The organism is Thalassotalea piscium (genome assembly GCF_030295935.1).
Lineage (GTDB): Bacteria > Pseudomonadota > Gammaproteobacteria > Enterobacterales > Alteromonadaceae > Thalassotalea_B > Thalassotalea_B piscium.
In genome coordinates this window covers 2,907,565-2,919,295 of the sequence record NZ_AP027362.1, presented here as the reverse complement: position 1 = coordinate 2,919,295, position 11,731 = coordinate 2,907,565, and the positions used below count along the sequence as shown (strand labels likewise).

The window sequence follows — 11,731 nt, the reverse complement described above, 5'->3', positions numbered from 1 at the left end:
GGGAGACATTTTGTGGATTTAGCTACGCTACTGGGGATTTTAGGGGCTATTGGTTTTATCGTAATGGCGATGGTGCTGGGTGGTGATATCAGCATGTTTATCGATACCCAGTCTATATTGATTGTTTTTTGTGGATCTACCTTTGTTGTTTTATCAAATTATACTCTTGGTCAGTTTTTTGGGATTGGGAAGATTATTGCTAAAGCATTTATGTTCAAAATTGAACAACCAGAAGAGCTGATTGAAAAGTCAGTTGAAATGGCAGATGCAGCACGTAAAGGTGGTTTTTTAGCATTAGAAGAAGCAGAAATATCGAATGCCTTTATGCAAAAAGGTGTAGATATGCTGGTTGATGGGCATGATGCCGATGTCGTTAAAGGAACGTTACAAAAAGATATTAATTTAACCTCTGAACGTCATGAAACTGGTGTAGGTATGCTAATGGCTTTAGCTGAAGTTGCACCAGCAATGGGGATGATAGGAACGCTCATTGGTTTAGTTGCAATGTTATCAAATATGGATGATCCAAAAGCGATCGGTCCCGCTATGGCCGTTGCATTATTAACCACACTATACGGCGCATTTTTAGCTAACGTAATTGCTATCCCTATTGCGAATAAACTAAAACTAAGGCTTGCTGAGGAAAAGTTAAACCAAGAATTAATTCTTGATGCAGTATTAGGCATTCAAGATGGGCAAAACCCACGAGTAATTGAGGGATTATTGAAAAATTATATATCGGAAGGTAAACGTGTTGTGAATACCACTGAAGAGTAACGAGATTAATTATGGCTAATCCTCCAGAATGTAAATGCCCACCACCCGGACTACCCGCGTGGATGGGAACGTTTGCCGATTTAATGTCATTATTAATGTGCTTTTTCGTGTTGTTGTTGTCTTTTTCAGAAATGGATGTACTTAAGTTTAAACAAATTGCAGGTTCAATGAAGTTTGCGTTTGGTGTACAAAATAAAATTGAAGTAAAAGATATTCCAAAAGGCACTAGTATTATTGCGCAAGAGTTTCGTCCGGGTAAACCAGAACCAACACCTATTGAAGTGATTCAACAACAAACTGTTGAAATGACACAGCAAATGTTGGAGTTTCAAGCGGGTGATGAAACCTCGGCGGGTGGTCGCCAAGAGCAACGTGGCGCAGAACGAGGTGGACAATCGCAAAGTACTGATGACTCCCAATCAGCTCAAGCTGAACAGCAAGCAAAAGATGCACTTGAACAAGCTTCTAAAGAGCAAGTTAATGAGTTGGTCAAGAAGATTGCTGAGCAAATGGAAAAGCAAATACAAGACGGGGCGATTGAACTTGAATCTCTGGGACAACAAGTGATAATTCGAATACGTGAGAATGGTTCATTTGCTGCAGGTTCAGCATTTTTACAGCCTAAGTTTAAGCCAATTGTTCAAAAAATTGGAGAGTTATTAACCACAATTCCAGGCGAAATAATGGTGTCGGGTAATACAGATAGCCAAGGTATGAACTCGGAGCTATATAGTTCTAACTGGGACTTATCGAGTAAGCGTGCAGTTGCAATTGCTCATGAATTAATAAAGGTACAAGATTTTGATGCTACACGAATGTTAGTTGTAGGTCATGCTGATACAAGGCCATTAGTGCCCAATAGTAATGCGCTAAACCGCCGCCGAAATCGACGAGTTGAAATTGCGATTAATCAAGGTAAAGCAAAGGTGTCTGAGCCTATTTCAATTTCTAACGAGGCCAGTAATTAGGGTCTGTTGAGTTTTTGAGACTATAGGCTCTAATGAGCTTTGTAGAGCCGAGCTTGAAAGGCACCTATTACGCGCCACTGATTTATAGCAAAGGTGATTACATGGATGTAATTTACTGGAGCAGTTACGAAAAATAACCATTCTTACGATCAATACCTTGTCTTTACACCTTTATATTTACTATGTGTTCAGCTCATTAATTCAATTGGCATGTACCAAATTTAGTGTTAACTGTGTATAATTCGCGCCAATAATTTATGTAGGTCCCTTAATTACCATGAAGTTTATCGTAAAATTACAAGCTGAAATCACTATTAAAAGTCGCCCAGTACGCAAGCGCTTTACTAAAATCCTTGAGTCTAGCGTTAAAAATGTACTGCGTCGTATTGATGAGCAAGTAACGACACGAGTTAATTGGGATAATATAGAAGTTAACACTAAAAATAATACTCCTGAAAATCGTTTGGCATTGATTGAAGCGTTAAAGTGTATTCCTGGAGTACCTGCTTTTCTTGAAGTGCAGCAAATGGAGTTTACAGATCTACATGACATTTTTGAAAAAACCTTAGCAGTTCATGCAAAAACAATTGAAAATAAAACGTTTTGTGTTCGTGCTAAGCGGACAGGGAAGCATGAATTTAAGTCATTAGATGTTGAACAGTATGTGGGTGGCGGTTTAAACCAGCATGTTGAAAGTGCAAAAGTTCAGTTAAGAAAGCCAGATGTTACTGTTCGCTTAGAAATTAAAAATAATGTACTAAATGTTGTTAGTAACACGTTTAAAGGTTTAGGTGGCTTTCCTATTGCAACCCAAGAAGATGTGCTGTCGTTAATGTCTGGAGGTTTTGATTCTGGTGTCGCTAGCTATCAAATGATTAAGAAAGGCTCACGTACACACTTTTGCTTTTTCAATTTAGGTGGTTCAGCACACGAGGTAGGTGTTAAGCAAGTAAGTTATTATTTGTGGGATAAATTTGGTGCTTCTCATCGTACAAAATTTTATGCGGTAGATTTTGAGCCTGTTGTGGCTGAAATTCTAGAGAAAATTGAGAATGGTCAAATGGGTGTTGTTTTAAAGCGAATGATGATGCGTGCAGCAGCTAAAATTGCTGAAAGTAGAGGTATTCAATCATTAGTAACGGGTGAAAGCTTAGGTCAAGTATCAAGTCAAACGCTCACTAATTTAAATGTGATTGACCGAGTCACTGAAACCTTAATTTTACGCCCTTTGGTTGCTTATGATAAACAAGAAATTATTGATATTGCTCGTGAAATTGGCACAGAAGACTTTGCTAAAACCATTCCTGAGTACTGTGGCGTTATTTCGAAAAAGCCGACGGTAAAGGCAGTTCTATCGAAAGTTGAGAAAGAAGAAGAAAACTTTGATTTTTCAATCCTTGATAGGGTTGTTGCCCAAATGAGAGTGTCAGACGTGCGTGATATTGGGCAGGAAACTGAAGCAGAAATAACAGCTGTTGAAACAGTAGGTGAAATTACCGCTAATGAGATTGTTGTTGATATTCGCAGCCCTGAAGAAGAAGATGAAAACCCATTAATTATAGATGGTATTGAAGTTAAGCATATACCCTTTTATAAATTATCAACCCAGTTTGGTGATTTAGATAACAGTAAACAATATTTACTTTATTGCGACAAAGGAGTTATGAGTAAGTTACAAGCACTGTATTTAATTGATAATGGTTTTACAAATGTGAAAGTATATCGAAAATAACCTTGCCCGCTTTCATGTAATCAACGCGGTATTTAATAATGTTGCGTTGATTAAGTAATTGTTAACACGAACTGAGATTTTTATACGGCTACTTCCTTTTTTCTAATGAGTTAACTTGTTGCCAAAAAAATGTATTTTGTGGTGTTGCGATTTTGTGGTGAATACCAAGTTGATGAATATAGCCATTGATATTGTCGATCTCAGTTTTACGAGCAGCTAAAATATCACTGAGCATAGAAGAGGTGTTTTCAGCTGTAAGAGAAGCGACTTTTTTTACCGTTGTTATCAGCGATTCACTCGTTAGGTTAACACCTTCCATCTGAGCAATTGTAACTAACTCAGCTATTGTTTCACTTATTTCCTGTTTATATTCGATATTATTAACTTGCCCATTTTTAATGTTATTTATTGCAGTAATTGGGTTGATAACACAATTAATTGCAAGCTTTTCCCATTGCTGTTGTTTTACACTATGCTGCCAGTAAACATTAGGAAGCGCATTATTGAGCGTTTTGAGGATCCGCTCCTTAGTATGGTTATTTAACTTGCCATAAACACTTCCAATATCAGTTTTACCATTGCCTGTATGAGTGATATTAAAAGATGCGTTAGCTTTTGCTCCATGAGTGATCAGCATCGAAAGTATATTGTGTTTTTTTATAATACGCTGTGGTAATTTTTCAGCAACCCCCATACCGTTATGGCATAGTGCTATAACGGCGCTTTGATTAATGGTGCATTTTACACTATCAATTGCATCAACAACCTGAAATGCTTTAACACAGAGCAGTATTAAATCAGCACTTTTAATTGACTCTTGTGACGCTGTAACAAGGTCTATTTGCTCAGACTTATTATCTAAACTCGTAAAAGTGAATCTCTTGGGGGGGCGAGTAATGTTTTTAGAGCATATTAGTTGAACATTGTTGTTATTGGATAACGATAAGTATCGATACCACAGTAATCCAATGGCGCCTTGGCCGATGATAACAATTTTCATGTCAGTTTATTTTGACGATATAGTAATACTGCCCACTTGAGTGTGGCAAATAATGCAATACCGACCAAGTCTGCAAAAAAATCGCTAACTTCACCATTGCGAAAGCCCAAATAGTACTGCCCAAACTCTGTTAATGCCGCATATAAGCTAATGGTTATTACACAATTTATCAGTGGCAGTTTGGCGATGCTATTCAATAACCATGTGAGCAGGAAAAAACTGATTATATGCCCAACAGAATCAATTTGTGTACCTCTAAAAATAACTGCACGTATTTCATCTGAAATAAAATACGTACTTAAACTGATAGTAAGAGCGATTAAAACGATAAGTAACTGGTAATGGCGGTTCATTGTTAAAGGTATTAGGAAAGTAGAATGTTATTTTAGCATGATAACGAAAAAGCACCATGGTCTTGAAGAATAACTATAATTTGGTTCAGCAATGATGAATATTTTGTTAGAATCTTGTTTATTTAACTGGTTAGGGTCTTGTTATGCCTTCAATGGATATAGTGTCAGAAATAAATTTAGAAGAAGTACGCAATGCAACTGATAATGCAAGTCGTGAGCTAGCGACACGATTCGATTTTCGTGGTGTGGAAGCAAGCTTAGAGTGGAAAACCCCCAATGTGGTCATTAAGTCTGAAGGTGACTTTCAGGTTAAGCAAATAGTCGATATATTACGCTCGCAATTAACTAAGCGCAGTATTGATGCTAAAGCAATGACCGTTGGTAAATACGAATTTTCTGGGCGAAGTTGCAGTGTTAATGTCTCATTTAAAGAAGGGATTGAACAACCGGTAGCTAAAAAGGTAGTGAAGCTAATTAAAGACAGCAAATTAAAAGTTCAAGCTGCTATTCAGGGAGAGCAATTGCGTGTTACTGGTAAAAAACGTGACGATTTACAAGCTGTAATGCAACTTGTTAAAAATGGTGAATTTGAACAATCATTTCAGTTTACTAACTTCAGAGATTAAGCCCATAACTTAACTTATCGTTCAAAACTTATGAAATGCACATATGCTATTGTTTATAAAGACTAAGGCGTGTTGCTTTGTGCGGTAACCAACTTGGGCCTCAAAGAGCAAAACGTCCTACTATAAGCACCTAACATTATTGGCGTAGTTTTAACCCCTTTGTATTTAATTTAGGTAACATAATGCTTCCACAGCAAGAAGAACTTATTAGTACGGTTAATCAAGTAATGCCATTTGGCAAATATGCTGGTCGAAAGTTACTGCATTTACCCGAACCCTATTTAGTATGGTTTCATGGAAAAGGTTTTCCAGAAGGTAAGCTCGGTCAGCAATTAGCATTAATGTATGAAATAAAACTTAATGGCCTTGAAGAAATGCTTAAGCCTTTATTAAAAAATTAATAATAGACCAATTAATTATCAATAATGTCTTTCATAGATCTAGTTTTTCGTTCCACTTTTAATAACAAGCTGTTTTTACAATGAATTATAATTCGACAGTTTTTGCACATAGATTCAATAATGAACTTCTCGTTATTTTGGTCATTTCTCAGGACTATACTACTTGCAAAGCACTACATTATGATCTTAAATGAATTATCGAACTAGTGAATGTTCGATTGTGTAATTATTTAATAAAGCTATGCTTATTAGTAAGTTATGGAGATTTATAAATGAGAAGACAAAAACGAGATCGTTTAGATAGAGCATACTCAAATGGCTACCAAGCAGGCCTTTGTGGTAGAAACAAAGAAAATTGCCCCTATCAAAACACTACGGCTAGATCTGAATGGCTAGGTGGTTGGCGAGAAGCGGTTTCTGATCGACATTCAGGGTTATTCAAATAAATATATTGCTGACTTAAGCCCTCTAAAGAGGGCTTTTTATTAACTAATATTTACTGGTCAAACTAAAAAAACGTTGTGCTTGTTGCCATTGCTCAGGTGTGTTTGTATTGAACAAACAGCTTTGATCGGGTTGGTTAATTTCCTGATGGGGTATTGCTTTGAATAATTGCCGAATAGATGGCCCTTTTTCAATCAGTGAATTTTTACTTAACGCTTGTTGTATAAAAAGTTCAACAAAGCTATTAACCGGCAGGTATAAAGGTAAAGGATGGTCTTTATATGAGCAGGCTTTATTACTAAGCTCACCTACTAGCTTTAACTGCATTAAAATTTCAGGGGTTATTAATGGTAAATCTACCGGCATAATTAGTAAGGCACTCGCAGGGCATTGTTTAATAACACTAAAAATACCAGCTAAAGGGCCTAAATTTATATAAGCGTCTTTAACTTGGTAGTTACTACCACTGATCACAATATCATCAACATCACATTTTTCTAGTGTTGACCGACTAAACTCAAGCATTGTTTGATGATTTCTTTGCAGGGATGCCTTATCTTGCTTCATTCGTGATGAAAGACCTCCTGCAAGTACAACACCTAACGTTCTTTGTATCATATAGCTTAACCTTTTATCCGCCTAGCATCGCTAAATTTTCAGTAGCACCGACAAGTTTGTCGTGCAAAAAATGCGTTGATTTTTTATCAGCAAGTAATTTGATAAGTTCACGTTTGAGCGCGGTATTATCTTCCAGTTGGAGCAGATCACGCAGAGACATTCCTTGTTCGGCAAATAAGCATAAATGCAATTTACCCAGCGCACTTATGCGAAGGCGATTACAGGTATTACAAAAATCTTTACTATAGGGCATTATTAAGCCGATACTTCCAGCATAGTCATTATGAAAAAACTCTTCTGCGGGTCCTGCAGTTTGAGCTCTTTTTTTCAGCTGCCAGCCCTGCTTTAACAAGTCGTTTTTAATATTTTGACCTGAAACATGTTGCTCATTAAAAAAGGTCGCATTATCACCAGTTTGCATTAATTCGATAAACCTTACTGTAACTGGGGTTTCTTTAAGCCAATCGAAAAAGTAGCTCATGTGCTGATGATTAAACGATTTCATTAATACACTATTTACTTTGATATTATTGCAGCCCAATGTGAAAGCTTTGTCGATACCTTTTAGAATATAAGGCAATTTGTTATGCCCAGTAATGCTATTAAATAGCCGAGGATCTAAACTGTCGATACTAATATTGAGTGAGCTTAACCCGGCATCAAGCCATGTATTAATGTGGTCGAATAGTTTATAGCCATTACTGGTAAGTGCGACTGTTTCAATACCTGGGGTTTGATTAGCAATTGCTATGATCTCAGGAAGGTCTTTTCGTAATGATGGCTCGCCACCTGTAATTCTGATTTTTTTGGTACCCAGCTCTGCAAATGTTGTAATAATACGAGAAATTTCAGTGGTTGTAAGAAAGTCTCTATCAGAATTGCACTGGTAGCCATCAGGTAAACAATAGTTACAACTAAAGTTGCATACATCGGTAATTGAAAGTCGCAAATAACTAAACTTGCGTCCATAAGTATCTGTTAACATCTCACCTTTCCAAATGTCGGGAGGTCAAAACGTTTCCATTGTGACCCTGGCGGTTTACTTTACCTGCATAAGGCAGAAACCACGGCTAAAAAAGCATACCTAAATCTATTAGGTGAAGCTCGTTGAGCTCGGCGAATTAAATTGAGTGTAATTAGTGTACGCAACTTAACAGAGGATGTCTGTATTTATTAAAAAATTGAATAATATTCAATGTAAAGATAATCTATTTTCACTTGCAATCATTAGTTATAAGCGTATATTACTGTGTATGCATACAGCGTTAAAGTGTTTAATTGTACTGATAGTAGATTAAGGGAAAAAAATGGCAGTAGAAACTAGATATGTCGTCATGAGAAAAGGTGTAGAGGTAGAAACATTTATGGATAAGAAAGCCGCTGATGAATATGACAAAATGTTAGACATGGCTGACAACCTTGCTGAAATGTTTCAACATGCGCCAGTCGAACTTTCTGAAGCATTACAGGAAGAATTAAGTATTTATCTTGCACAAAATAGAGAAGAGGTGTTGATTGCCCTACAAGCAAAGAAACCAAAGCCGATTAACAAAGTAAAAGCGGATAATAAAGCTAAAAAAGTTGAGGATCTAGACACAAATAAAAAAGCAAGCGACGCGGCTTAATTTGTAGCTTTTCTATCAAAGTGGAATATCAATTAGTAAAAAGTAGAAGAACATCTATTTCCTTGCAAGTTATTGCAGGTAGGGTTGTTGTGCGTGCGCCATTAAAGATAAAGGAGCAGTATATTGAAAAGTTGCTGGAAAATAAATCAGCGTGGATTGAAGAAAAAATCAATCAACAGATCTTAGCACAAAAACACCAAAACCAACTACGCGTTAATGGCCAAATGTGGTTTGACGGCAATCTTTATCCGCTTAATGTGACAAATGCGATTAAACACGATGTATATTTTGATGGAGATTGCTTTCAAGTTAGCCTTAAAGTTAATAAAATATATCCGCCAGAGTCGATGTCAACCGCCGCTTTAATAACTGATGCACCAATGCGGCAACGACTAAAAAAATTACTAGAGCGCTGGTTAAAGTGCCAAGCTCAACAGTACCTAATTCCACGAACAGAAAACTTAGCCAAACAAACGTTACTTATACCCAAAAACATTACTATTCGCCAATATAAAGCCCGTTGGGGGAGTTGTAATAGTTTAGGTAATGTTCAATTTAATTATTTGTTAATGATGGCCCCTAAATGGGTTGTTGATTACGTCATTGTGCATGAACTGTGTCATTTAAAACATTTAAATCATAGTCCTAAATTTTGGTCTTTAGTTGCGCAATACTCTCCAAATTATTTATTAGCAAAACAGTGGCTAAAAAAACATCAGCATAAACTACAGTGGACTCTTTAAATTCAATCTAAAACTTAATTTTTGGCATGGAAATTGATTGATTATCTCTAAATCGTCAGCCGAAAAATAGAGGAAATAATGGAATTTAAAAGTTATCGTGTGAAAATAACTTGCTTATATTTAACTTCATGCTTTTTATCATTGTTGATATTGGATACTTTACTAATGGTTTTATAGCGTAAACACTTTTAGCTTGTGTAATAGCAGTTAACTTTGTAATTGATTATTACTATTGTTTCTCTTGTGTTTCTTTTTTGTGATATTTTATCTAATTTGTTGTAAAGTAAAGTTTTTATTCTTTTGTAAAGCTTTGTAGAAGGGCTACTACAAATAAAGTAGGACTTTTTAGCAATTGTGCATTAACACCAGGGAATATTTAAGGTAAATTAGCAGTATAAAAATAATAATTATAGGACTTACCATTTTATGAGCTCGTCAATCCTTATTTGTGATGACTCTAACTTAGCACGTAAGCAAGTACTAAGAAGTTTACCAGATTCATTATCCACTAACGTACAGTTAGCTACTAACGGCCAAGAAGCACTAGAATTATTAACAAGCCAGAGCTTTGACTTATTATTTCTTGATCTAACAATGCCTATTTTAGATGGCTTAGGGGTTTTACAAGGCATTAAAGACAATAATATTAATATTTCTGTCTTTGTTATCTCTGCTGATATTCAACCTGAAATGCAAAGTAAGGTATTAGAATTAGGTGCTAAAGCTTTTCTTCAAAAACCGGTTAAAAGTGAAGTATTAATTGCGCAACTTGAGCAACACGGGTTTCTATGAAAAATATTAATTTAACGGAAGATCAAAAAGATTGCCTGCAAGAAATTATAAATGTTGCCATGGGGCAAGCGAGTGACCAACTAGCACGCTATTTGGATACGTTTGTTCATTTAAAAGTACCGAGTATTGAACAGGTTGATTCTCAATGTATTATTGGGGCATTAAACTCTGAAGATGATAGAGTTGCAGTTGTTAGCCAGGGTTTTTTTGGCTATGAAGGCGTTCGTGGTGAAGCCCTACTTATTTATCAACCAAAAGATTCTGATAAGTTAGCCGATTTATTAGGGTATGAACCCGGTGAATTGTCAGTTGAAGAGCAAATTATCGATTTAAGTTCAATTTTAACGACAACATTTTTGAATGTTTTTGCTAGCCAGATTGAAAATCAGATGTCTTATAGTGCGCCTAGATTACTTTCTTCTAATAAAGGTGCAATTTCTGAACACATTGAACAACAGTCCTTTAATTGGGATCTTGCTCTGAAAGTAAAAATTACTTACCAAGTAACAGACTATTCGTTTAATTGCGATATGGTTTTGCTGATACCAGAGTCTGCAATTAATAATATAACCGATGTACTCGATAGAATTTTGGCGTCTTTTTAATGTCACTTGATAGTTACTGTTCACATATAACAGATAAAATAAATACTGGAATTTTAGTATTAGATCTTGATTATAATATTGTCATGTGGAATCGGTTTATGCAGATTCATGTGAATAAAAAATCAGATGAGGTGCTAGGAAAAAATATATTTGAGGTTTTTTCTGAATTACCTCAGCGATGGTTTGAAAGAAAGTTATCAAGTGTAACCCAGCTAAATACACAATCTTTCTGCTCTTGGGAGCAACGACATCATTTATTTGAACTACCTCACACCCGACCTATTACTACAGACAGTGTCTTTATGGCACAAAATTGTACATTTTCTCCGGTAATTGATGAAGGTAAAATAACGAATATTTGTATCTTAATTGAAGATGCTACCGACGTTTACCATTATCAAACAAAGTTGAATGGTGCGCTAGAGCAACTTGCTCTATCAAATCGAATTGATGGCTTAACTCAGGTTTTTAACCGAAAACACTGGGAAGAGTGTTTAGCTAATGAGTTCTCAAGAGCTAGACGCTATGATCATGGCTTGGCCTTAATTATGTTTGATCTCGACTATTTTAAGTTGTTAAATGACACTTTTGGGCATCAAGGTGGCGATAAAGTGTTAATTGATGTTGCAACTCAGGTGCAATCACTTTTACGCACTTGTGATATTTTTGGCAGATATGGCGGAGAGGAATTTGCTATTATTTTACCTGAAACGGATTTAACTGGCGCTATTGATGTTGCAAAAAGGGTACGAAGTACCATTGAAAATATGACTGTCACTTTTCAAGAAGATCATATTAAAGCAACCGTTAGTGTAGGTGTAGCGGTTATGAACAACGAAGATAAACGCTACGAAGATCTGATTTCAAATACCGACATTGCATTATATAAAGCTAAAAGCTCAGGCCGTAATATGGTTTTTACCGCTAAAGAAACAAGAGAATGTGCATAAACATTCAATTATTCACTTCAACTGCCGTTTTATTCATAAATTATAACTTTTTAGTCATAGATAAAGGTTGACACTAATTAGCAAATCGGGCATTTTA

General features: G+C 36.0%; 15 protein-coding genes and 1 riboswitch. Of the genes, 11 read left to right on the top strand and 4 right to left on the bottom strand.

Annotated features, from left to right (window positions below):
• Positions 1–12: 12 nt before the first annotated feature.
• From pomA to thiI, 3 genes are all read left to right on the top strand, one after another.
• On the top strand, positions 13–777 hold the full coding sequence (gene pomA, locus QUD79_RS12845; RefSeq protein ID WP_184421465.1) for a flagellar motor protein PomA: 765 nt from the start codon (positions 13–15) through the stop codon (positions 775–777).
• A gap of 11 nt (positions 778–788) precedes the next feature.
• A complete protein-coding gene (locus tag QUD79_RS12840) occupies positions 789–1,745 on the top strand; it encodes a flagellar motor protein MotB (protein WP_184421467.1) in 957 nt (318 codons plus the stop codon).
• Between the two features lie 277 nt (positions 1,746–2,022).
• Positions 2,023–3,477 carry a tRNA uracil 4-sulfurtransferase ThiI gene (thiI, locus tag QUD79_RS12835; protein WP_184421471.1) on the top strand — a complete coding sequence of 485 codons (1,455 nt, stop codon included), beginning with the start codon at positions 2,023–2,025 and terminating at the stop codon, positions 3,475–3,477.
• Between the two features lie 88 nt (positions 3,478–3,565).
• Here thiI and QUD79_RS12830 read toward each other — a convergent pair whose 3' ends face one another.
• Positions 3,566–4,477: a ketopantoate reductase family protein gene (locus QUD79_RS12830; protein WP_184421474.1), complete on the bottom strand. Its 912-nt coding sequence runs from the start codon at positions 4,475–4,477 to the stop codon at positions 3,566–3,568.
• Positions 4,474–4,830, bottom strand: coding sequence for a VanZ family protein (locus QUD79_RS12825; protein ID WP_184421476.1), 357 nt, complete (start codon positions 4,828–4,830; stop codon positions 4,474–4,476). The genes QUD79_RS12830 and QUD79_RS12825 overlap by 4 nt, the downstream gene beginning before the upstream one ends.
• A gap of 143 nt (positions 4,831–4,973) precedes the next feature.
• Here QUD79_RS12825 and QUD79_RS12820 point away from each other — a divergent pair, with 143 nt between their 5' ends.
• From QUD79_RS12820 to rmf, 3 genes are all read left to right on the top strand, one after another.
• On the top strand, positions 4,974–5,456 hold the full coding sequence (locus QUD79_RS12820; protein WP_184421479.1) for a YajQ family cyclic di-GMP-binding protein: 483 nt from the start codon (positions 4,974–4,976) through the stop codon (positions 5,454–5,456).
• 182 nt (positions 5,457–5,638) lie between these two features.
• Positions 5,639–5,857, top strand: coding sequence for a DUF3820 family protein (locus QUD79_RS12815; protein ID WP_184421482.1), 219 nt, complete (start codon positions 5,639–5,641; stop codon positions 5,855–5,857).
• 272 nt (positions 5,858–6,129) lie between these two features.
• A complete protein-coding gene (gene rmf, locus QUD79_RS12810; protein ID WP_184421485.1) occupies positions 6,130–6,303 on the top strand; it encodes a ribosome modulation factor in 174 nt (57 codons plus the stop codon).
• A gap of 43 nt (positions 6,304–6,346) precedes the next feature.
• Here the strand turns inward: rmf and mobA are convergent, their stop codons facing one another.
• Positions 6,347–6,919 carry a molybdenum cofactor guanylyltransferase gene (gene mobA, locus QUD79_RS12805; RefSeq protein WP_184421488.1) on the bottom strand — a complete coding sequence of 191 codons (573 nt, stop codon included), beginning with the start codon at positions 6,917–6,919 and terminating at the stop codon, positions 6,347–6,349.
• A 13-nt stretch (positions 6,920–6,932) separates the two neighbouring features.
• The gene (gene moaA, locus QUD79_RS12800; RefSeq protein WP_184421491.1) at positions 6,933–7,904 is read right to left on the bottom strand and encodes a GTP 3',8-cyclase MoaA; all 972 of its coding nucleotides are present in this window, start codon (positions 7,902–7,904) and stop codon (positions 6,933–6,935) included.
• Positions 7,891–8,050: riboswitch (molybdenum cofactor riboswitch) on the bottom strand. Its footprint overlaps the gene before it by 14 nt.
• Positions 8,051–8,226: 176 nt before the next feature.
• Between moaA and QUD79_RS12795 the strand changes: the two genes are divergently transcribed.
• From QUD79_RS12795 to QUD79_RS12775, 5 genes are all read left to right on the top strand, one after another.
• Positions 8,227–8,544: a YebG family protein gene (locus QUD79_RS12795; RefSeq protein WP_184421494.1), complete on the top strand. Its 318-nt coding sequence runs from the start codon at positions 8,227–8,229 to the stop codon at positions 8,542–8,544.
• Between the two features lie 20 nt (positions 8,545–8,564).
• Complete coding sequence (locus QUD79_RS12790) at positions 8,565–9,287, top strand: M48 family metallopeptidase (protein WP_184421497.1); 723 nt, start codon at positions 8,565–8,567, stop codon at positions 9,285–9,287.
• Positions 9,288–9,713: 426 nt separating this feature from the next.
• Positions 9,714–10,079 (top strand): response regulator, encoded by a 366-nt coding sequence (locus QUD79_RS12785; RefSeq protein ID WP_184421500.1) that lies wholly within the window; start codon positions 9,714–9,716, stop codon positions 10,077–10,079.
• Complete coding sequence (locus QUD79_RS12780) at positions 10,076–10,684, top strand: chemotaxis protein (protein ID WP_184421503.1); 609 nt, start codon at positions 10,076–10,078, stop codon at positions 10,682–10,684. The genes QUD79_RS12785 and QUD79_RS12780 overlap by 4 nt, the downstream gene beginning before the upstream one ends.
• A complete protein-coding gene (locus tag QUD79_RS12775; RefSeq protein WP_184421505.1) occupies positions 10,684–11,634 on the top strand; it encodes a sensor domain-containing diguanylate cyclase in 951 nt (316 codons plus the stop codon). The genes QUD79_RS12780 and QUD79_RS12775 overlap by 1 nt, the downstream gene beginning before the upstream one ends.
• Positions 11,635–11,731 lie beyond the last annotated feature (97 nt).